Source organism: Paenibacillus campi (genome assembly GCF_034659835.1).
Lineage (GTDB): Bacteria > Bacillota > Bacilli > Paenibacillales > Paenibacillaceae > Saccharibacillus > Saccharibacillus campi.
In genome coordinates, this window is the sequence record NZ_JAXSQZ010000003.1 from 318,578 (window position 1) to 340,899 (window position 22,322).

Below are 22,322 nucleotides of genomic sequence, written 5' to 3' on the forward strand. Positions count from 1 at the left end.
AACGATGTAGGTTGCGAACAGTATTTCATGTTGCTAATTAAGCTAAAGGGGGCTATATGATGATTGATAGTAATACGTATTACGATTGCATTATTGTAGGTGGGGGCATTGCCGGGCTTCAGGCAGCCGTCCAGCTTGGACGATATTCAGCACATCGTGTGCTAGTCATTGATGCGGGAGTTGGACGTTCCACATTATGCCAAAATTATGGCAATCTACTCGGTTTTCCCGATGGTGTATCCGGTGAGCAATTGCGTGAAATCGGCAGACAGCAAGCCGAACCGCTTGGCATTGAATTTCATCAAGATCGCATATTGGAAGCAAAGCGTCAAGATGATCATTTTTTGTTAAAAGGGGCAGAAGGGGAAAGTTACCGTGCACGGACATTGCTAATCGCGACCGGATTGATCGATCGTTTCCCTAGATTGCCAGGGCTTACGGAAACGCTCGGTTTTAGCATGTATGTCTGTCCTGATTGCGATGGGTACGAGATCGAAGGTCGCCGTACGGTTGTGATCGGAGCGGGGGAGGCGGGTGCGCAGATGGCGCTTATTTTGGCACCGCGTACCGATCAGCTTCTGTACATTAATCATGAAGGCACATCGTTTAAGCCGGAAACGATGAAACGTTTGCAAGAGCATGGGATCGATTATATCGAATCTGCTGTCGATCGTGTAGAGCATAGCGGGGATGGGATGTTGGAAGCAGTCAAGCTAAAAGATGGACAGACGATTGAGGCGGAACGCGGCTTTATTGCATTCGGTGGCAATCATGTCAATTCTGAACTTGCCGAGCAGCTCGGTGTGGAAACATTGCATAATCACCATATTGAAGTGGATGCACGCTCCAAAATGACGAATATTGAACATGTATGGGTCGCTGGCGATCTTGCCGCTCATTCGGAACAGGCGAATATCGCGATGGGGGAAGGTGCACAGGCAGCCATTTGGATACACAAAACGCTGTCACGTATGAAAAACAATACGTCCGTTCACACCGGGCGCTAAATTCACTGCACTACTGCCATCATTGATTTGGAGCTGATGGAATGCTATTGCTGGCAAGGTCGCGATAACAAAGCTATTCTACTTTATTTTGGCGGAGTTGTTATGGTATGATGTTGACGATATACTATTTTGTTGCCAGGTGGGATGCAATTGAGTTTCCATCCTAAAAAAGGGTTTAAACTTGTAACTATCGTTAGCTTTATTATTATTGTATCCATTATGCTTACGATGCTAATCTCCATTCATTCATCTTACAGCATCAGCAGGCAATCCCTGGTCAATAACTATTTGAGCGGAAATTACGATCGGGCGATGGACTTGTCCGCAGCTACCGGTGATTTGCTCGTTCGTATTCAGAATAGCGTCAATTCGATGGCGGAAATCTGGCAGCGCAATGAACGTATTGATCCTGCACTTTTGAATGATTTGTATGCAACCCATCGCGAGTATTTTGAATCGCTTACGATCGTGCGCAAAGATAAAGTGCTAATGGAAATCGCCTCATCCAACAAGAAGCAATTGCAGATCGGAACGAATGTGGATGGCCCGATTGTGCGTACTCTGATCAAGCTGAGAGAGCCGCAGATGACGGAGCCTTTTATCGGTAAAACGGGCAATTTGCTCATTCTCGTCACTAGCCCATTGTTTGACAAAAACAACGATTATTACGGCTATATTGCAGGCACGATTTATTTGCACGATTCTAATATTTTGCAGCTTATTTTGCAGCAAAAATACGAGTCTAACGGTTCATACGTGTTTGCGGTCGATTCTAAAGGGAATGTCATCTTTCATCCTGATCCGAATATGATTGGGAAAAATTTTGCGTCCAATGAAGTAGTATGGAAGCTAATGGCAGGGCTGAACGGATCAATGGAGTATACGGATAATGATGGTAAGTCATTTTATGCGGGTTATGCGTACAATATGAATTCGGGCTGGGGAATCGTATCGCAAACGCCAGCGGATGTTGTAAATGCGCCACTCAATGATTTGCTGGAAAGCAGCATTTTGCAATCATTACCGTTACTGCTCATTACGCTGGCTGCGGGTTGGCTGCTTACATATTTGGTTGTGCGCCCGCTTCATATGCTGGCAGAGTATTCTAACCGGATGTTGAAAGAATGGAGTGCAGATGACATGCCACCGATTCGCTCGGCAACGTATGAGATTAAGCTGCTCTATTCCACTCTGCGTGTGACAGCTAGACAAATGCAAAAGTATATTCGCAAGCTGCGTAATGAAACAGCATTGGACGGCTTGACCGGGCTTGCCAATCGCCGTAATTTTGATGCGACATTAGAGGCATGGTGTCTGGCAGAAGAACCATTTGCACTTATTATGCTCGATATTGATCATTTTAAGCGGGTTAATGATACGTATGGTCATTTGGTCGGTGATCAGGTAATTCAGCATTTGGCAGCAACGATGCGGAATGTATCGCGTGAGGGAGACCTTTGTTTCCGTTATGGTGGGGAAGAATTGGGTATTTTGGTGCGTGGAGCCAATAGTGGGCGTGCTTATCTTTTGGCAGAGCGGTTACGACAGACTGTCAATGCGATGCCAAGCCCGTCCGGTCAGTGTATTACGATTTCGCTCGGAATTGCAGTTTTTCCGGAACATGGAAGTTCGGCGGAAGAATTGATTGTCAAAGCGGATGCAGCATTATACACGTCCAAACATGAAGGACGCGACCGCACAACGATCTATGCACAGCAAGCTGTAACAACTGTGCCGGAATAATCACGAATCGTATACGCAAGCATAGTAGCGCCGAAGCATGTTGACGAAGATCGTAGTCATCAACACGCTTCGGCTATTAGTGCAACGATACATAGCGGCTTGAGCGCCAGTTAGGAAAATTGAGTTTGGATGTTGTTTAGTATGATTTATTTAACTCGGAAAATCACTTTGAACTAGGATAGAATGGCTTCGTTTGACGAATAACATACGTTGTACTTTGTTACAGAAGTTGGAAATTTTTAAAATGATTTTGGTAAAATCAGTTAGTACAGATGGAAGGCTGGGTAAATAATATGTGGGAACGTCGATATACAATTTGAAAGTTAAGCTAAGAGCGTAAGTGAGTCGGGCTACATAATTGTAGCGTTACCGCTTCACGATCTGCTGCCTGACCTCAAGCCGAAAAAGATAATTTATGCCAAATCAGCAATATTGTCCGCTGATTGACATTTACCATAACTACACACTGCTGATCGATCATGCTGATAAGATGGACAATGATCATTTGGTTCGTATCATGTTATGGCGTAATTACTGTGCTTATTAAATATACAGTATAGTTAATCTATTGCTAAAGCGCTACCAAAATGTATATCGATCTCTCATAACAACAAATACAAAACACTATTGGAGGGACTATTGATGAAAAAGAAATCGAATATTAAAAAACCGGTTTATGCACTTGCTTCAATGACACTTGCGGCATCATTGCTGCTTCCTGGCGCAGCTTTGGCGGAGGAAAACACAGATGCTTCCGGCAGCTTCAACCTCAATAGCAATACGTATTTGTCCAATACCGGATGGAGCGGTAATACAGGCAGTATGACTTCTACGAATCAAGCGATGACGAATGGACAATCCATTTTTTACGATAATGCCAACTCGTTTGGCTATACATGGGCTTACCCGGCGGATGCAACAGGTGTGCAATCTTCCCCTGCCGTGTCTTATGGCTGGCATTGGACAAATGGGTATGAAGGTGCAGGCAATATGCCAGTCGATGTATTCCGTGATAATGCCCGCAGCAGTTCTTCCAGCCGCAGCACACAAATGAAAAATATCGATACATCGGTAGCTTACTCGACTGCTGATGCGACCGGTGATTATGCAACAGGTTATACGATGTACATTCATAGCACACAACAGGCAGGGATGGAAACGACGCCAAAAGCTATAATTAAAGTAATCACATCCACGTCCACTAATCCGGCTGCTACGGATGAGACCGGGATGATGAATACATCTGAGGCGGCGAATCGCGCCGAGACGAGCACAGGCAACGATATGTTTGCCGGCAATACCGCAGCTGCATCCGGTAATATGATGCAAGCGGATTCCAATGCCGGAGCATGGGGGCAATGGCTGGATACGATTAGCCTTGGCGGTTCAACCTGGAACGTCTATCGCAGCACGAGCAATAGCGATAATACCGTAACCGTAGGCAATATGAATGATACTGTAACATTTACGTATGTGCGCACCGCCAATACGAATGCGATTTCGCTGAATTTGACTGATTTTGTGAAAAACTTGCTTGATCGTAATGAGCTGATGATAACAGGGGATTATATTAGCGGTGTAACATTCGGTACGGATGTGATGAGCGGTAGTGGTAAGCTAACCGTAACGGACTGGAATATTAATGTACAATAATCGGTTAGTCGAGTAGATCGCTTGACACCGGAATGATCGCTGCATAACAAAAAAGCTGCTTTGCCATTCGGCAGCAGCTTTTTTGCTATAAGTAGCATCGTTATAGTATGTCATATGTGTAGATCAAGCTTGCTCTGTTTCTGCCAGCAAAGCTTGAGTGCAAAACTAGGCTAGCGACAGATGATCTAAGTCCGGTAAATTGCCTACAGGCATCGGATAGCTGAACCAGTAGCCTTGAAATTCCTTATACCCCAGCTCTACAAGACGATCCCATTGCTGCTGATCTTCGATCCCTTCAGCAACCACTTGCAAATTCAGCGCTTCAGCCATCGTGATCAACGCTTTAAGCACAGGCGGGTTCATTTGGGTTACAAATGACCGGTCAATTTTGATTTTATCGATCGGAAGACGGGTGAGCATGCTAAGGGAAGAATAACCTGTACCAAAATCGTCCAATGAAATCGTATAGCCTTGCTCACGCAGTTTGGACAGTGAAGATTGCTCCTCGACCGCATTGCTTGTCGCTACACTCTCGGTAATCTCCAAATCAATACAGTTAGCATCAATACGTTCTTCTTCTAAAATGCGATTTAACCTGTAAATGAAATCCGGATCATCCAGCTGAATTCTGGAAATATTGACCGCAATTCGAATGCGATTGCCGTATTTCCGTTGCAGTATCGGCAAATCACGGCATACTTGACGAATGACCCAGTCTCCAATCGGGATAATTAGACCGGTTTCTTCGGCTACCGGGATAAATTCGGCGGGTGATACAAGCTGCTTATGATTTTTGTGCCAGCGCAGCAACGCTTCCACGATCACTACACGCTGCTGCTCGGTACTGTAAATAGGTTGATACAAAAGCTGCAATTCATCTCGTTCCAAGCAGTGATTTAAAGCAAGCTCATGATGAAAACGAATAATTTGCTCATAACGAAGCGATGTGTCAAATACGTGGTAACGGCTGCGTCCTTGGCTTTTGGCGTAATGTAGCGCGATGTCCGCATGACGTAGCGCCGTCTGTGTGTTGATGTCCTGCCGTAACGGAGCAATCCCGATGCTGGCGGTAATCTTCACTTCCCGATCCTTTAATATAAATGGGCCACTCAGCGCACGCAACATCATCTGTGCAGTGAGATGTGGAACCCGTTCCATATTCTGGCATACAACGAGGAATTCATCGCCGCCGAGTCGACAAATAATCTCTCCATCTGTAAATAGCTGCTTGATACGCGCAGCGACTTGGATCAATAATGCGTCACCATTCTCATGACCCATCATATCGTTAATGCCTTTAAAATTATCGATATTGAGCAGCAGCAACGTCCCGATTTCGATCTTGTATTCATACAAAAAGCGCCTGTTAAACAAATGAGTCAATTCATCGTAATAGGCGTAAAACTTTAGCTTTTCTTCATATCTGCTACGTTCGGTACAGTCCCGGGTCACACAGATGAGATGCGTGATACGTTGATCGTCGTCGCGCAGGGGAGAAATAATACTTTCGCCGCTCAGATTACCGTTAGGCAGCACGTTTCCGTCCTCAAAGCGTGTGCTCTTGCCGGCAGATAAAGCTTTCATATATTTGTTATGCAAATAATTTGCCATCTCCGGTTCATTTGCATAACAATCAAAAAAAGTTTTTCCTAAATCTTGCTTACTTACACTACTGAATTTTGCAGCCGAACGATTCACATAGCTGTAATAAAACTGCTCATTATGCACACGCATAACATACACAAAATCTTCGATTGCATCCAGAGCGAGAGCAAGAAGCGGAGGTATTTCATTCAAATCATTAGACATGCGTTCCACTCCCTCGACCATGCTTTTACAATGTCGTTTATCTCGTCTTCTCAAATGATTCATACTATTCAAATGATTCACACTATATAGTATAGTTCGGTCAAATGCACCTATATGCTTAGCAATAATTGTATAGTTTCCATAAATGTTAATCATAAAAGGTGAGCAAACTTATTTTATAGCGATATTCGACTTTATTTTACATATAATATGTGACAAAAGCGAAAACACGTTGCAGCTTGGTTGCAAACGTGCAGACGATACCGGATAATACCAGAGAAATAAGCATAGCACAGGAGGTCTATTTTTCATATGAAACCAATTATCGAAATCGCTAGGCAGATCGGAATAGAGATGGAATACATAGAGCCTTATGGAAAATACAAAGCAAAGCTTGAACCGGGACTACTGGAGCAATGGCAAGGCAAGCCTGACGGTAAAATCGTACTCGTAACCGCCATCAATCCGACCCCGGCGGGTGAAGGTAAAACATTGACATCGATCGGGCTGGCGCAATCGCTGTCTGCGCTTGGTGTGCGAGCGATTGCGGCATTACGTGAACCATCGCTTGGTCCGTGTTTTGGTATGAAAGGTGGAGCGACAGGAAGCGGACGTGCGCAGATCGTACCGGCTGACGATATTAATTTGCATTTTACAGGCGATATGCATGCGATTACGAGTGCGCACAATTTGTTGTCAGCGATGATTGACAATCATCTGTATCACGGCAATGAACTGGGCATCGATCCGAACCAAATAACATGGAAACGTACGGTCGATATGAATGACCGCAGCTTACGCAGCATTGTGCAATGGTATGGCAAATTTGCGCCGTCATGTACGTAATTTGCAGTCATTCGGCGTGCCAGTTATGGTGGTGATTAATCATTTTGCTGGTGATACGGTGCAAGAACTGGAACTGATTGAGCAGGAATGCAGCCGCTTGAATGTGCCGGTGGAAATATCACGCGTTTGGGCAGAAGGAAGTGTGGGAGGAGCAGCGATGGCACGTTGTTTGCTACATGTATTGGAGACGCAGTTGTCGACATTTACACCATTGTATGCAGACGAATGCTCGCTGACAGATAAGATCGAACGCATCGTCACATCGATTTATGGGGGGGATGGAGTCGTATATGCGCCTGCAGCGCGCCGGATGTTGGAGCAGTTGGAGCAACAAGGGTTTGGCGTATTGCCGGTATGTATGGCAAAGACACCGTATTCGTTTACTGATCAGCCGAGTCGGCTTGGGGCACCGAGTGGGTTTTCGATTCAAGTGTCTCGTGTGTCACTGTCAGCAGGGGCAGGCTTTGTCGTCGTGGAAACAGGCAATACGATGAAGATGCCTGGTTTGCCGCGTGTCCCTGCAGCAGAACGTATGGTGATGGATGAACACGGTATGATTGATGGGTTGTTTTGAATACTGTGCCTATAGCAATAATGAGTGATGGATCATAAGGGATAAAAGACCGCATAAATAATAAGCATAGGTCGATTTATCCCTTGTGTATTGTTAATGTATATGATATTAATTAAGCATAATGTAAATTATACAAAAATTGTTTTTGAAAGCGTTATCTTTGTTGGGGATAATGCTTATTGTTAGCAGCAATGGTAGAAAGATATAACTTCATATAGGCATTTATGATCATTATGAAATTTGGAAGGGAGATTGTTATCGATGACACCAACGAGCAAAGTCATGCATACATTTAGCCCCAAACAAGTGCGTATTCAGGATCGTTTCTGGTCGGATTATCAGCGATTAGTGAAGGAGGTCGTCATTCCGTATCAGTACGATGCATTGCATGATCGGATTGCGGATGCAGAGCCGAGTTATGCGATTCGTAATTTGGAGATTGCTGCTGGGCGATGTGAAGGTGAATTTCACGGTTTTGTGTTTCAGGATACAGATGTGGCGAAATGGATTGAAGCGGTTGCGTATTCGTTAATGACAGCGCCTGATGCGGAACTGGAACGAATGACGGATGAGGTGATCGCCTTAATTGCCGAGGCGCAAGGGCAAGATGGTTATTTGAATACATATTTTACGATCAAGGAGCCGGATAAACGCTGGACAAATCTGGTCGATTGTCATGAGCTGTATACTGCCGGGCATATGATTGAGGCTGGTGTAGCTTATTATGAAGCGACAGGCAAGCGTCAGCTGCTGGATGTAGTATGTCGGTTGGCAGATCATATCGACGGGCAATTCGGCGCAGAAGCAGGCAAAAGGCGTGGTTATGATGGACACCAGGAAATTGAGCTGGCGCTGGTGAAATTGTATCGATTGACAGGGGAAAAACGGTATGTGCAGCTAAGTCAATTTTTTATTGATGAGCGCGGGCAGGAGCCGAATTATTTGCGTCAGGAATGGGAGCGACGTGATCGATATAGTTTTTATGGCGGCGCTCAGCAAGAGCGAATTAATCTGGAATATTGTCAAGCACATTTGCCTGTACGTGAGCAAAAGGTCGCCATCGGGCATGCGGTACGTGCGGTATATATGTATACGGCAATGGCGGATTTGGCGCGTTTGAATGGGGATGAGCGCTTGCATGAAGCTTGTCGTACATTATGGCGTAACATCGTGGATCGTCAAATGTACATTATCGGTGGGATCGGTTCTACCCATCATGGCGAGGCGTTCACATTCGATTACGATCTACCAAATGATACGGTCTATGCGGAAACATGCGCAGCGGTCGGGCTGGTGTTTTTTGCGTTTCGGATGTTGCAACTGGAGCCGCATGGCGAATATGGGGACGTATTGGAACGCGCGTTGTACAATAATGTGATTGGCGGTATGTCACAAGACGGGCGGCATTATTTTTACGTGAATCCGCTGGAAGTATGGCCGGCAGCGAGTCATCATAATCCGGATAGACAGCATGTGAAACCGGTGCGGCAAAAATGGTTTGGCTGTTCTTGCTGTCCGCCCAATGTCGCCAGACTGCTCGCTTCACTCGGACAGTATGTGTATACAAGTGCAAACGAGACGATTTATACGCATCTGTTTATCGGAAGCGAGACGACAGTTGGCATCGGCGATCGTGCTGTCACGCTTCGGCAGACGACAGAGTATCCGTGGCAGGGGACGACACGTTTCAGTTTACAGGTAGAGCATCCGCTTTCGTTCACACTAGCGCTACGATTACCTGGTTGGTGTCAGCGAGCGAAGTTGCTTATTAATGGGGAGCCAATCGATTACACATCGATGCTACGACATAGTTATGTGCATATTCAGCGTCAATGGACAGCAGCCGATACAATCGAATGGAGTATGGATATGGATGTGCAAGTTATGTATGCACATCCTGAACTTCGCGCCAATGCTGGACGAATCGCTTTACAGCGCGGCCCGCTCGTCTATTGTATCGAAGCAGCGGACAATGAAGCAGCGCTTGCTTCGCTGGCGATTCAAACGGAACTGCCGCTGCAAGCGCAGCAAGACGACCGTATATTAAATGGATGTATCGTCATTACAGGTACAGCGGTGCGTGAGCGAATGGATGACGAACAGCGCTTGTATCGTTTACAAGCGCCGGAACGGGTGAAGCAGTCTTTTACCGCCATTCCTTATTTTCTGTGGGGCAATCGTGGGGAAGGCGAAATGTCGGTTTGGTTGCGCAAAGCGTAAGCGATAGGTAGATGTGAGCGGCGATGAAAGGGAAGTAGTACAGATTATGGCTAGGTACGCATTACTGGCTGATTAGGCTGTAATGATCGATAAGAGGGCGCTTGACTGTATGAAGGTCAAGCGTCGTTGTTATTGGAAGGCTGTTATAACGTTATTTATTTGACCGCTTTGACCGCTGACTTTGACTGCTTGTTGGCGTCGCTAAATAAAGAAGTAATTGAAATATCTCCCAAATTTGCATGAAGTGCGGTCAATGTATTAGTATGCTCGATTGGATCATATCATAATAAACAGTCATTTTGTTGCTCATCATTGAAAACGCTTGCATTTTACATAAATTGGAGTTATTTTAATAATAAGCACGTTGTTTTTAGCGCTCATTTTACTCGTAAATACCGGTCTTTAGCGCATAACGCTTTATGCATTGCAGAGTGATTGTAATTCCATTTCAAAGGAGGAATTCATGATGGCGATCTCGCATGTGCTTGTCCCCTATGATGGTTCATTGCATTCCCAGCGTGCGCTTGAACGCGCAGCAGCGTTGGCTGAAAGTTTGCAGGCGGAGCTTGAGATTCTGTATGTAGATTGTGCAGCAGTAGATGAGCTGCGCCAGCCGCTTATTATGACATCGAGTGAATTGGAAACGTATTTTGATCATAAAGAGGATGAGGTACGTCACAATCTGCGCCAGATGATCGCTCGAATTCCGAATGCGAAGACAGTCATCATCTGCGGCAATGCCGCCAAAGGGATCGTTGACTATTCTATGCAATCCAATCCGGACTTGATCATTATGGGTACGCGTGGGCTGAGCACGATTAATGAATTAATGAAAGGCAGTGTCAGCCGTTACGTAACGCAACGTGCTACGGCACCGGTAATGATCGTTAAATAAGCGCTGATGATCGACAATATCATTTTTATGCGTTGGCACGGATAATTGGCAAGCATCGACGATTGTGAGAAATTATAAATTAAGCATACTGCGCAGCTTGTTTGTTCATAACATAAATTGCTGCGCGAAAACGAACTAACAGCAGAACGAATACCAAAAAATGAATAGCTAAATGAATATGCATTTAGACCGTCCGCATGCCAGTTGTATGAGCGGACGGTTTTTTTGCGATTTGGATCGGTAGCGAGACGTTCATCTGTGACTTCATTCGGAACATTTGTTCTTATTTTTTTGCGCAAACTATTGTAACTCATCAGATGAACCGTTAAAATAAAAAGGAGAATATAGTAGGGAGGTCTTACATTGGCTAAAGCAAAAGTGGCCAAGCGTCCAACACGCGATGAATTTGTTCTGGAAGAACTCGGTAATCAATTGACGGAAGCCTATCGTGAAAAATCGGAAATTGTCCTCACCGTATGGGGTTGGGAAGAAACCGTACGTGGTCAGATCGTAACGATGGATTCCCGAACTGGCAAAGTGCATCTGCAACAGATGGAGGATTTATACAAAATTCCGTTTATGGATATTATGCAAGTGAATTACCCGCGCGATTAAATGATGTATTTAAGTACATGCTGACTTAGCCGATTGACGGCTAGGTCAGTATTTGTTATGGGCAGGTTTTAGTTTCGGAAAGGAGTGCAGCGCAGTAAATGAAGGTAAGCCTAGCTCGTTGCTATTATTTTGACTGCGCTAAATGTGAAGTTTGATGTCGTATAGCTGAAATATGTTTATTTTAGGATGCAAGTTCATTTTGTATGAAATACATTCGATCAGTTGAAGTGACAAATCTTTATTTTTATACCTTAAAGTTCTATATATTAATAGTCAATTCTGAATTATCGGAAAGGAGAACTAGCGCATAAGACGAATGTATAAAAGGCAGTATTGAATGCGCTTACATAAAAGGAGGAATTCGATGATAACACCGCAAATGTCAAACGCTGATGCTGGAACAACAGGACAGACAGAACATAACGCCAAGACGCTAGAGCACAATGTACGATTGAAAACTACGCACAAACAGGGAGGATTTGCCAAGCTATGGCGCCGTACTTGTGTAGCTGTATTTGCTGGCTTGATGCTAACAAGTATGTATACTGCACTGCCTAGCGAGCAGGCTGTTGCAGCGACAGGTTATAAGTTTGATTTTGGCAATGGCGTGGTGCAAGCTGGTTATACAGGGGTTCGTGCGGAGGACGGTTATAGTGCGGCACGTGGTTTTGGTTTTAATACACCAAACAATATGCGCAATGTGTCTGCTTCCGGTTCGGGAGTCGGCAGTGATTCCGTGCAATTTCTCGTTTATGGCATCAAAAGCAGCAATACATTCAATGTTGATCTGCCGAACGGCTTGTACAATGTTAAAGTAATGCTGGGCAATACGACTCGTTCCAGTGTCGCTGCTGAAGGGGTTTATCAGCTCATCAATATGACCGGTAACAACGCGGAAGATCAGTTCCAAATTCCAATTACTGATGGGCAATTGAATCTGCTCGTTACCGAGGGCAAGGCTGGAGCTAATTTCACTTTAAGTGCGCTGGAAATTACGCAATTGTCTACTAATCCGCAGACACGACCGACCATTTATATCGGCGGGGATTCTACGGTAGCCAATTATTATCCGCTCGATACTAGCGTACAAGGTGGTTGGGGACAAATGTTGCAGCAGTATGTAAATCCATCCAACTATTTGGTGCGCAATATAGCTTCCGGTGGGCAGATTGCACGCGGTTTCCTTAATGATGGACAAATGGAAGCGATTTTGAAATATATTAAACCAGGCGATCTGTTTATCGTCCAGCTTGGTATTAACGATACGAATCGGAAAAACAACACAACCGAAGCCGAATTTAAACAATATATGCGCGATATGATTCGTCAAGCGAAAGCAAAAGGCGCAACCGCGATTTTGTCCACTCCGCAAGGGCGTGCCACCGATTTTAACAGCGCTGGTGTACACGATGCGAAAGGCAGATGGTATCGGTCTGCAACTGTTGCATTGGCACAAGAAGAACAGGTGCCATTAGTTGATCTGAATGTGATTAGTTCTAATTATTTTACATCGATTGGTCAGGCGGCTACACTTGATCTGTATATGGACGGCGATTCATTGCATCCGAATCGTGCGGGAGCGATTCAATTGGCACGGCTTGTATCGGAGGAGCTGCAACGTCAAGGTTTGCTACCGTGATCCCGTTTGATTGCAGATCGTAGGAGTGGGCTAACGGATTGTGCATTATCGCTGTATAGATGAGTAAATGAAACGGAACGATAAACAATGAATACACCGGCAAACAGTTCGCTTGATCTGTTTGCCGGTGTATTGACGTCTGCAAAAACGGTATAGACGCGAAAATTTGTCTTTTTTTATACATACGAAAAATAATGTAGTATAATATGATAAGCATTTTTGCGAGGATATGGAGGAAGATAGAGATGACAATGCAGCTCATTGATCCGATATTGATCCAGCGTCGTTTAAACGAACTTCAAGATCAGGATTTGTATATTCACTTAGAAATGACGACTGGCGCGTATGCGTCCCATTTGGACAGCAGCAAGCACCCGTCAGCGACATTTATTAGCAATGCACGTCTGCGTTACAGTACAGGCTCGATTTCGGAGCAAGCGCCCTTTTTCCGTGTTGGTCTGAAAACGGAAACCGGTTGGGTCTATTCCGAAGGCTTAACCCATTATGAAGATACCGAGCAGGAGCGTCTAATTATGGCAGGTCATGACGCGCAAGGCAAGCTTGTCGTTGCATTGCAGCTCAGTAAGGAGCCTTTCTAATGAGTAAGGAGATGAACCCGATGAAACTGACGCTACCTGACAATTCCCGTATATTGGTTGTATTGCCTCATCCGGATGATGAGTGCTACAGTCTGTCCGGTACATTGTCCAAACATATTGCCGCTGGCGGGCAAGTGACGTATGCTTGCCTTACATTGGGCGAAATGGGACGTAATATGGGCACACCGCCATTTACGAACCGTGTCAATCTGCCTACGATTCGCCGCGAAGAATTGAAAAAGTCCGCTGATGCGATCGGTATTCAAGATTTGCGTATGATGGGCTTCCATGATAAAACGATTGAGTTTGAAGATCGCCAAGTGCTGGATGGTACGATCGTCAAGCTGTTGCAGGAGCTAAAGCCAGCGGCAGTGTTTACCTTTTATCCAGGCTATAGCGTACACCCTGATCATGATGCTACAGGCGCTGCCGTTGTGCGTGCATTCGCTCAATTGCCGGAAGCAGAACGTCCGCCGCTGTATACGATGGCATTCTCCCGTAATTGCACCGATGAAATCGGTTATCCTGACGTGGAAAATGATGTGAGCGACTTCGTTCAAAACAAGCTTGATTCCATCCATGCGCATCGTTCTCAATTTCCTTCACCAGGTGAACTGGGCAAAAGTAAAAAGATGGATCGTGAGCTGCGCGAACGGTTTAGCCGTGAACGTTTCTGGACGTATCATTCCTTTACGCAGTCTTAATTGTTACCAAAACAAAGAGCAAAGCCGTTTTGCCCGTCAGGCAAGGCGGCTTTGTTGCGTGTAGGCGTTGCTTGCATATTAGAAGTTTTGCCATATCATTTAACAATGTTGATATATAGGTGGCGATTCGATTTGATCTGTTTGTCTGCTCATCGCTATCTTACAAATCGTTTTGATTTTGGATAAGATAACGCTTACAATATAGCTGTTGTTGTATTTTATTTCAAAAGGAGTGTATGACGATGGAGCGAGTATCGTTTGTGTTAAACATACAGCCGGAAGATCGTGATGAATACATACGCCGACATCAGGCGGTTGATCCGGAGTTGTTAGCAGCATTCGGACAGGTTGGTATTCGCACGTACAGCATTTTTCTGCATGATGGGGCGCTATTTGCATATATGGAAGTTGATAATTATCGGCAGGCGATGGAAACGCTGGCTACTCATCTCGCCAATACGCGCTGGCAGGCATATATGTCTGATTTGCTGCTAATTAATGAGCAAGGAACGACGTCGCAAGACATACCAGAAGTGTTTCATTATGAAAACTATGCCTGAATAGATCATAAGTACGCAAGTCATTACAAGCACAAAGCACTGCTACATTGTTTCCATTAAATTCATCGTATGCCTATGTTATGATCGCTTTATCATGAAACATGTTGAAATGCGCTTGAACGTGATTTTGAATGGAGAAATCCTACTAATCGTAACGTTGTTGCTGATTTTTGCCCATGCTTTGTAAGCAAGACGTGCAGCAATAACACTAATTTGACGCCAATCGACAACCTAAAGTTGTATCAGCACCTCTAACATGTCATCATAAGTGTTGGAGGTGTATTTGTAATGAAATATGTACATTATGAATGGAATGGTCAACGCCAGCTTGGTATTCGTTTGAATGAAGGTATTTTGCCATTGGCTGTACTGGAGCAGCAGTCCGGTGGAACGCTGCAATTGCCGCAAACGGTCGAGCAATTATTGAACACCACGGAGCTACATACACAGATTGAGCAATGGCTTGAGCAAGCAGCAAACATATCGTCTGAACAGTTCATACAGGAGCAGGACGTTCGCTGGCTGCCCCCAGTATCGCAGCCTGGCAAAGTGATCTGCATCGGGCTAAATTATCGTAAACATGCTGCCGAAACTGGCATGGCAGAACCGCAAACACCGATCGTATTCAGCAAATTTTCCGATACGGTAGCCGCTCATTTGGACATTGTGCCTTTGCCGGCGTTCAGCCAGCAGGTCGATTATGAAGCAGAGCTGTGCATCGTCATCGGCAAAAAGGCGGAGCAAGTGAGCCAAGCAACAGCGCTTCAATATGTGTTTGGTTATTGTGCATCTAATGATGTGTCCGCACGGGATTTGCAAATGCAGACGAGTCAGTGGCTGTTGGGCAAAACATGTGCTAATTTTGCTCCAATTGGGCCGTATCTTGTGACCGCAGACGAAGTGGGCGATCCGAATTCGCTAGGCATTCGTGCATATGTCAATGATCGTATCGTCCAACAGTCCAATACATCGGATATGATCTTTCACTGCGATGAAATTGTGCATTATGTATCCCAATATATGACGCTGTTGCCGGGGGATATTATTTTGACCGGTACACCGGAAGGCGTTATTCTCGGACAGCCGCCAGGCGAGCAGCAATGGTTGAAAGATGGCGACCAAGTGACGATTGAGATCGACAAGCTCGGACGGCTCACGAATACGTTCAAGGCTGTTGCCGCTAAATAAGCGATTGGATTGAAGTGCATGTGGAGCTTGCCCGATAAGAGGCGATACCGGTTATGGGCGGCAGCAACGGTATGGACTAGTGATCATAAGTTTGCGGTAAGGGACGAACGGTTACTTTTGACAACCAGACGTACAGGATGTCGGTGACAGCACGCTGCAAACACGTTATTATGAAAGAAGTGGACACAAATAGAGAAGGGGTCTGTGAATGAAGTTTAGGGAATGGATAAACCATGAAGGGATGAGACGGATCATTGTGCTTGGGATATTGATCCTGCTGATCTATTCAATGTTGAGCATGATGAATATTGTACTGATGACACTGCTGTTAACGATTTTGATCGGCAGTCTGTATAAAGGAGTCATGAAGCTGTTTCAAAAGGTAATTCCCAATGTATCTCCGTTTTTTGTTATTCCGCTCGTTTATGTCGTATTGCTGGCGGTAATTAGCTGGGGGATTTATCGGATGGTGCCGACTGTCAGTATGCAGGTTGTGCAAATTTACGATATGATTCAGAATGTGTACGCCAATCCGCATGCAAACAAATGGAATCATTATGTAGTGGAATTGATGCGTACGCTGAATATCGAGCAGCTTTTGGAAAATGTAGGTAAATTTATCGGTCCCGGTTTTACGGTATTGTTGAAAATTAGTCAACTGGGATCGCAATTGTTTATCGCGATTTTGCTCAGTTTGTTCTTTTTGCTTGATCGCTCGCATATCGCACGTTTTACAGCGTCATTTCAAGATAGCAAGCTAAGCTGGTTTTTTACCGAAGTTGGTTATTTTGGCAAAATGTTTTTAAATACATTTGGCAAAGTGATCGAAGCGCAATTGCTTATTTCGTTTATTAATACGATTTTGACGATTACGATGTTATGGATTATGGGCTTTCCTAATCTGATTGGTCTAGCCGTGATTGTATTTGTACTTGGACTGGTGCCGGTAGCGGGTGTGTTTATTTCGCTCATTCCACTTGGATTAACTGCACTGAGTGTGGGCGGTATTAAATATGTTGTTTATTTGCTCATACTTATTTTGATTATTCATGCGATTGAAGCGTATCTGCTCAATCCAAAGTTGATGTCAAGCAAAACGAATTTGCCGGTATTTTATACGTTTGTCATTTTGATCTTTTCCGAGCATTTTATCGGGCCGTGGGGCTTGATTATCGGGATACCGTTATTCGTCTTTTTCCTCGATCTGATCGGTGTGAATCGCGTCAAAACGTCCAGCGGTTCTTATCCACCGCATGCTGCTAAAGAACAAGTATCTCCACCAGATCAACTTAGTTAATTAGCGCATGCTCATATGATACTAAAATGATGGATAGTTGATCGTAAAAAGAAGCCATATTCCTAATTCCTGCAAACGATGTTGTACGCTCGATTTCGTTTGTAAGAGCGGGAAAGTGGCTTTTTGTTTATGACAGTTGATGATTACGATGTACGTTTGGATGATCGTAGTTATCGTTTATGCCTAAGCATAGTATGAAATTATATTTTACAATCGCTCAATCAATGGAAGCTTAATTCACTTTGAAGTTACGATAAACGTAAAGTCGATCAGCAGCGGATTGTGATGTGTTTAATGATATAGTTTATTTTAATGCGTATGTGCAATTTTGGATGTTAATTTGATTAATATTTTACAAAAAAAATTACTTTTGCATATATTTCCATGTTAGAATGATAACGTTATTCTAATTTCATAATACATAGGAGGAAACATATGCTTACATGTACTGAATGGCGGTCAAAGTTGGCAAAAAGTTTGCTAGCGTTTTCATTGTTGATGCCGCTGCCTGCTGCACTGCTGACAGGAGGGATAGCGCATGCCGAAACTGCAAGTGACCCGGCTCCATTTATTGAAGCGAAAATCATTAACGGCAATGCTGGCAAAAAAGTATTGTTTGACAACTCGCATGCACAGACTGCGGGTGCAGCAGATTGGGTCATTGATGGCGGGTTTTCCGATTTTGCGAATGCGCTAGCTAATGATGGTTATGATGTTAAAGAGCTGCGCAAGTCAGTTCCGTTTACATATGCAGATTTGAGTACGTATGACGTATTTGTCATCGCTGAACCGAATGTGCCGTTCAAAACGAGTGAACAGGATGCGATGAAGCAATATGTGCAAAATGGCGGCAGTATTTTCTTTATCGGTGATCATTATAACGCAGATCGTAACAAAAACCGTTGGGACGGTTCCGAAGTTATTAACGGATATCGGCGTGGGGCATGGACAGACCCTGCCAAAGGCATGTCTGCCGAAGAACGCAATTCCGCAGCGATGCAAAATGTAGTTAGCTCGGATTGGCTGTCTGATAACTTTGGTGTTCGTTTCCGTTATAATGCGCTCGGTGATATTAATGCAAACAACATCGTTGCTCCCAATCAGGCATTTGGCATTACGGAAGGGGTGAACAGTGTAGCTATGCATGCTGGCTCCACACTGGCGATTACCGATCCGAGCAAAGCGAAAGGGATCGTGTACTTGCCGCAAACTAAAGACGCCTGGCCGAATGCTGTCGATCAAGGTGTGTATAATGGCGGCGGTGTAGCGGAAGGGCCGTATGTTGCCGTATCTAAGCTTGGTGCCGGTAAAGCGGCATTTATCGGTGATTCTTCCCCGGTCGAAGATGCGACACCTAAATATTTGCGCGAAGAAAACGGCGCCAAAAAGACGACATATGATGGCTTCAAAGAAGTGGATGACGGCAAGTTGCTCGTCAATGCGGTAAACTGGCTGTCCACCAAGGAAAGTTATACGAGTTTGGCGCAAGTAGATGGATTGCAGCTCGATCAGCCGACTGCACTGTTGCCGATCGAAACGCCGCAAACATCAACTGAGCCGCAGGCAGAACCGTGGGCAGCACCGGCTGCCGGTTATAAATGGTGGGATTCCTCAACGTTTAAGCCAGGCGCGTATGGCAGCTCGGTAAAGGTGACGAATCCAGCCTATAGCCTTGTCTATCAGTCCCAGTTGCCCAATGCCGAACCGTTCCAAATTCGCGTAGTTGCGGATGATTTGCTACCAAACAGCACTGTATCTGGCTTTAGTGCAGGCATTTATGTAACAGGCGGCACACAGGTGGCGCAAATTCAAAACGCAGATGGCACATGGCCAACCTCATACGGGTATAGCGCTACGTATAGTTTAACTGCGGACAGCAAAGGTCATGCGATCAAAGATTTGACCGTACGTATAAAGCCGGGTACAACAGGTGCTGCCAGCTTGCGTTTACGTCAAAATGGCGGTAATGTGCTCACTCAGTCCGTCACGATCGCTAACGTTCCGGCAGAGCCATTGCCAGTCGATCAAGGCGGCGTTATTATTCCCGAGCTAAGCACGATTGCGGCAGCACGTAGTCAAAGTGCAGGTGCGCTTGTGACGGTAGAAGGTGTAGTGACGACTGTACCAGGTGCGTTTGGCGGTCAGGCGTTTTATGTACAAGATGCGACAGGTGGCATTTATGTGTATCAAAATCAAAGCGGTTTTACGCCGGGTGATGTCGTGCGTATTACCGCCTCCACGACGGTGTACAATTCCGAACTGGAACTAACCGATCCGGTTGCGATCGCTAAAAAAGGAACAACCGCTGTGCCGACACCAGTTAGCGCGGTAACGGTGGATGCGTACAATCAAGGTGAGCTGATCCAGCTACAGCAAGTGCAGATTAGCAATATCGTTAGCGCTACACCAACCGGTTCATTTGAATTTGATGTGACCGGTGATGTGTATACCGATCAAGCGACAACGACCCATGTACGTGTAGATGCACGTACAGGCTTGACACAGGACAAATTCCCTTATCAAGCAGGTGATTGGGTTCATATCAGCGGCATCGCTGCTATTTTCAAAGGGAGCTATCAGCTTAAACCGCGTGGACTGGATGATCTGACAGCCGCCGCTGCACCGGTAACACCGGAGCCGCCGACAGAACAACCGCTGGCGACAGATGTGCCGGGAACACCGGTGCTGTCCGACGATAATGGGCATGATACCGGGTTGTTGGATGGCAGTTACGGAGTGACGATGAATATGTGGTGGGGCAATAACGGCTCGACATACAAGCTATATGAAAATGATACATTGATCGCCACTGGCAAGCTGGCTGACCGATCCCCGGCAGCACAGCAAGTAACGACACCGATCACAGGCAAAACGAATGGCAATTATACGTATGTGCTGGAACTGACCAATCATTTCGGTACAGTCAAAAGCGCACCATTAACGGTGAAAGTGACCGATGCCAATCCAGGTCAACCGGTACTGGCAAGCGATAACTGGGATGGCGATGGAAGCTATATCATCAGCATGAATATGTGGTGGGGCACAAATGCGACGCAATACCGTCTGTATGAGGATGGGAAGCTGATCGATCAACAGCAGTTGCAAGCGGGCACACCACAGGCACAACGAGCGGTAACTGCCATTTCCGGTAAAGCGCCAGGTAAATACGTATATACTGCTGAACTTGTAAACGAGTCCGGCGTAACGGTAAGTGAGCCGATTACCGTTCAAGTTACACCGTAACACGAAAATGTTATTGGATATGAACACCCCAAACAACCGACCTGGCTGGAATGCAGCCTCAGTCGGTTTATTTGGGGTGTTTTTATTCATTTACCGTTGCATGACAGCGATCGCCAGCAGTACCCAGCCTGCCAGAAACAGCAAGCCGCCGAGCGGTGTGATCGCGCCTAGCTTGCGAATGCCGCTCAGACTAAGCGCATACAAGCTGCCGGAAAAGAGCACAATTCCGCCCACCAGACACCAACCTGCGGCTGTTGCAAGCGTATGTCCGTGCGTTAACTGGCTGCTTGCAATTCCGGCAGCGATTATACCGATTCCGTGCACCAAATGATACTGGACACCTGTTTCATAAATTTTAAGCATGTCTGCATTCAGACGCGGTTTCAGCGCATGGGCGCCAAAGGCACCGATGGCGACCGCCAGAAACATCATAATACTTCCGAGAACAAGCATAGTTTGCATACATAAACTCCTTTTATTTTATAGGTATAATGACTTAACTATCAGGATGGAGTGTGAGGTGGAGCAGCCGCTTTATTTATGCCAAAGCACCGCTTGATCGTATCCGTTCAGCCGTCATTTACAATTTGCGCAAAAAGATATTTTGGATGCTATGATCGGCTTCTTTTTTCAAAATAAGCTGTGCCCGCTCACGGGTTGGCAAAATATTTTCATGCAAATTGCGCGCATTGATCGTTTTCCATGTATGTTTGGCTGCCGCATCCGCTTCTTCTTCGGACAAATTGGCAAAACGTCCGTGAAAATACGAGTGCGGATTTTGGAAAGCGCTCTGCCGCAGCAGCTGGAAGCGCTCGATATACCAGCGCGCAATATCCTGTTCTTCGGCATCGATAAAAATGGAAAAGTCAAAAAAGTCGCTCACAAACAGCGGCGTTTCTTTTTTGACTTGCAGCACATTAATGCCTTCCACAATCAAAATATCCGGCGTCTGAATGATGCTTTCCTGATCAGGCAGCACATCATAGGTCAGATGGGAATATTGCGGAGCATGCACTTCCGGCTTGCCTGATTTAATATCACCCATAAATTGAATTAGACGCTTAATATCGTAGCTTTCTGGAAACCCTTTGCGATTCATAATTTTGCGTTTTTCCAAAATCGCATTCGGGTAAAGGAAACCATCGGTCGTTACCAGATCGACTTTACGATGTGTATGCCAGCGCGATAATAGCGTTTGCAATAAGCGGGCTGTCGTGCTTTTGCCTACAGCGACGCTACCGGCGATGCCGATAATAAAGGGGGTTTTGGGAGCTTGAATGTGTAGGAAGCTGCCGGTCAGCTGATGAAGCTGCTGTGAAGCGCCCACATACAGATGAATTAAATGGGTAAGCGGCAAATAAATTTCCTGCACTTCCTGCAAAGATACATGCTCATTGAGCCCCTTTAATTGCTCCAATTCGTGCTCGGTTAGAGGTAGTGGGGTATGACTATCGCTCAGAGACGCCCAGTACTGGCGATTGAATTCGATGTATGGCGAATAACGTTTCATGTGCTCTCACTTTCTGCAAGTTTATTTATTTTACAGTGTATCAAATTTGGCGCATAAAAACCTTATATACGCTTAGAAAAGTTAGAATGGCAGCCCAAACTACCAAATTGAAAAAAATGTTTGCTGAATGTAAAGGAAAAGTGCAAAAAAGACTTATCATCCATAATTCATTAAGCTATAGTTAGTAATATATTTGTAAAGTGCGGCAATAGATGCAATT

At 45.3% G+C, this 22,322-nt stretch carries 17 protein-coding genes and 1 pseudogene; 15 read left to right on the plus strand and 3 right to left on the minus strand.

What is annotated here, in order from left to right:
• Positions 1–59: 59 nt before the first annotated feature.
• The 3 genes from U1I11_RS10090 (at position 60) to U1I11_RS10100 (ending at position 4,403) form a co-directional block, all read left to right on the plus strand.
• Positions 60–1,007 (plus strand): NAD(P)/FAD-dependent oxidoreductase, encoded by a 948-nt coding sequence (locus U1I11_RS10090; protein ID WP_322906194.1) that lies wholly within the window; start codon positions 60–62, stop codon positions 1,005–1,007.
• 150 nt (positions 1,008–1,157) lie between these two features.
• Positions 1,158–2,750: a sensor domain-containing diguanylate cyclase gene (locus U1I11_RS10095; protein WP_322905972.1), complete on the plus strand. Its 1,593-nt coding sequence runs from the start codon at positions 1,158–1,160 to the stop codon at positions 2,748–2,750.
• Between the two features lie 642 nt (positions 2,751–3,392).
• Positions 3,393–4,403: a GH12 family glycosyl hydrolase domain-containing protein gene (locus tag U1I11_RS10100; protein WP_322905973.1), complete on the plus strand. Its 1,011-nt coding sequence runs from the start codon at positions 3,393–3,395 to the stop codon at positions 4,401–4,403.
• Positions 4,404–4,568: 165 nt separating this feature from the next.
• On the opposite strand, the gene U1I11_RS10105 is transcribed toward U1I11_RS10100, so the two are convergent.
• Positions 4,569–6,212, minus strand: a complete 1,644-nt coding sequence (locus U1I11_RS10105; protein WP_322905974.1) for a sensor domain-containing protein — start codon at positions 6,210–6,212, stop codon at positions 4,569–4,571.
• A gap of 312 nt (positions 6,213–6,524) precedes the next feature.
• Here U1I11_RS10105 and U1I11_RS21650 point away from each other — a divergent pair.
• The 12 genes and pseudogenes from U1I11_RS21650 to U1I11_RS10160 form a co-directional block, all read left to right on the plus strand.
• Positions 6,525–7,034, plus strand: a pseudogene (locus U1I11_RS21650) (formate--tetrahydrofolate ligase); the annotation flags it as partial.
• A gap of 4 nt (positions 7,035–7,038) precedes the next feature.
• Entirely contained in the window at positions 7,039–7,632 is a 594-nt protein-coding gene (locus U1I11_RS21655) for a formate--tetrahydrofolate ligase (RefSeq protein WP_474100271.1), read from the plus strand.
• Between the two features lie 261 nt (positions 7,633–7,893).
• Positions 7,894–9,852: a glycoside hydrolase family 127 protein gene (locus tag U1I11_RS10115; protein ID WP_322905975.1), complete on the plus strand. Its 1,959-nt coding sequence runs from the start codon at positions 7,894–7,896 to the stop codon at positions 9,850–9,852.
• 463 nt (positions 9,853–10,315) lie between these two features.
• Entirely contained in the window at positions 10,316–10,747 is a 432-nt protein-coding gene (locus U1I11_RS10120) for a universal stress protein (RefSeq protein WP_322905976.1), read from the plus strand.
• Positions 10,748–11,110: 363 nt separating this feature from the next.
• The gene (locus U1I11_RS10125; RefSeq protein ID WP_322905977.1) at positions 11,111–11,362 is read left to right on the plus strand and encodes a YolD-like family protein; all 252 of its coding nucleotides are present in this window, start codon (positions 11,111–11,113) and stop codon (positions 11,360–11,362) included.
• A 526-nt stretch (positions 11,363–11,888) separates the two neighbouring features.
• Positions 11,889–13,001 carry a rhamnogalacturonan acetylesterase gene (locus U1I11_RS10130; RefSeq protein ID WP_322906195.1) on the plus strand — a complete coding sequence of 371 codons (1,113 nt, stop codon included), beginning with the start codon at positions 11,889–11,891 and terminating at the stop codon, positions 12,999–13,001.
• Between the two features lie 251 nt (positions 13,002–13,252).
• On the plus strand, positions 13,253–13,600 hold the full coding sequence (locus U1I11_RS10135; RefSeq protein ID WP_322906196.1) for a YojF family protein: 348 nt from the start codon (positions 13,253–13,255) through the stop codon (positions 13,598–13,600).
• Entirely contained in the window at positions 13,600–14,304 is a 705-nt protein-coding gene (bshB2, locus tag U1I11_RS10140) for a bacillithiol biosynthesis deacetylase BshB2 (protein ID WP_322905978.1), read from the plus strand. The genes U1I11_RS10135 and bshB2 overlap by 1 nt, the downstream gene beginning before the upstream one ends.
• 242 nt (positions 14,305–14,546) lie before the next feature.
• Positions 14,547–14,864 (plus strand): L-rhamnose mutarotase, encoded by a 318-nt coding sequence (locus U1I11_RS10145; RefSeq protein WP_322905979.1) that lies wholly within the window; start codon positions 14,547–14,549, stop codon positions 14,862–14,864.
• 288 nt (positions 14,865–15,152) lie between these two features.
• Positions 15,153–16,052 (plus strand): fumarylacetoacetate hydrolase family protein, encoded by a 900-nt coding sequence (locus U1I11_RS10150; RefSeq protein ID WP_322905980.1) that lies wholly within the window; start codon positions 15,153–15,155, stop codon positions 16,050–16,052.
• 208 nt (positions 16,053–16,260) lie between these two features.
• Entirely contained in the window at positions 16,261–17,349 is a 1,089-nt protein-coding gene (locus tag U1I11_RS10155) for an AI-2E family transporter (RefSeq protein WP_322905981.1), read from the plus strand.
• A gap of 435 nt (positions 17,350–17,784) precedes the next feature.
• Positions 17,785–20,592 carry a chitinase N-terminal domain-containing protein gene (locus U1I11_RS10160; RefSeq protein ID WP_416235612.1) on the plus strand — a complete coding sequence of 936 codons (2,808 nt, stop codon included), beginning with the start codon at positions 17,785–17,787 and terminating at the stop codon, positions 20,590–20,592.
• Between the two features lie 90 nt (positions 20,593–20,682).
• Here the strand turns inward: U1I11_RS10160 and U1I11_RS10165 are convergent, their stop codons facing one another.
• Together U1I11_RS10165 and coaA are read right to left on the minus strand one after the other, a co-directional pair.
• Positions 20,683–21,054, minus strand: a complete 372-nt coding sequence (locus U1I11_RS10165) for a DUF423 domain-containing protein (RefSeq protein WP_322905982.1) — start codon at positions 21,052–21,054, stop codon at positions 20,683–20,685.
• Between the two features lie 118 nt (positions 21,055–21,172).
• Positions 21,173–22,102: a type I pantothenate kinase gene (coaA, locus tag U1I11_RS10170; RefSeq protein ID WP_322905983.1), complete on the minus strand. Its 930-nt coding sequence runs from the start codon at positions 22,100–22,102 to the stop codon at positions 21,173–21,175.
• Positions 22,103–22,322: the final 220 nt, after the last annotated feature.

Excerpts from the sequence above, each read along its gene's own strand:
- U1I11_RS10090 (WP_322906194.1), top strand. The coding sequence starts at position 60 with ATGATTGATAGTAATACGTATTACGATTGCATTATTGTAGGTGGGGGC.
- U1I11_RS10100 (WP_322905973.1), top strand. The coding sequence starts at position 3,393 with ATGAAAAAGAAATCGAATATTAAAAAACCGGTTTATGCACTTGCTTCA.
- U1I11_RS10105 (WP_322905974.1), bottom strand. The coding sequence starts at position 6,212 with ATGTCTAATGATTTGAATGAAATACCTCCGCTTCTTGCTCTCGCTCTG.
- U1I11_RS10115 (WP_322905975.1), top strand. The coding sequence starts at position 7,894 with ATGACACCAACGAGCAAAGTCATGCATACATTTAGCCCCAAACAAGTG.
- U1I11_RS10120 (WP_322905976.1), top strand. The coding sequence starts at position 10,316 with ATGATGGCGATCTCGCATGTGCTTGTCCCCTATGATGGTTCATTGCAT.
- U1I11_RS10130 (WP_322906195.1), top strand. The coding sequence starts at position 11,889 with ATGCTAACAAGTATGTATACTGCACTGCCTAGCGAGCAGGCTGTTGCA.
- U1I11_RS10135 (WP_322906196.1), top strand. The coding sequence starts at position 13,253 with ATGCAGCTCATTGATCCGATATTGATCCAGCGTCGTTTAAACGAACTT.
- bshB2 (WP_322905978.1), top strand. The coding sequence starts at position 13,600 with ATGAGTAAGGAGATGAACCCGATGAAACTGACGCTACCTGACAATTCC.
- U1I11_RS10145 (WP_322905979.1), top strand. The coding sequence starts at position 14,547 with ATGGAGCGAGTATCGTTTGTGTTAAACATACAGCCGGAAGATCGTGAT.
- U1I11_RS10150 (WP_322905980.1), top strand. The coding sequence starts at position 15,153 with ATGAAATATGTACATTATGAATGGAATGGTCAACGCCAGCTTGGTATT.
- U1I11_RS10155 (WP_322905981.1), top strand. The coding sequence starts at position 16,261 with ATGAAGTTTAGGGAATGGATAAACCATGAAGGGATGAGACGGATCATT.
- U1I11_RS10160 (WP_416235612.1), top strand. The coding sequence starts at position 17,785 with ATGCTTACATGTACTGAATGGCGGTCAAAGTTGGCAAAAAGTTTGCTA.
- U1I11_RS10165 (WP_322905982.1), bottom strand. The coding sequence starts at position 21,054 with ATGCAAACTATGCTTGTTCTCGGAAGTATTATGATGTTTCTGGCGGTC.
- coaA (WP_322905983.1), bottom strand. The coding sequence starts at position 22,102 with ATGAAACGTTATTCGCCATACATCGAATTCAATCGCCAGTACTGGGCG.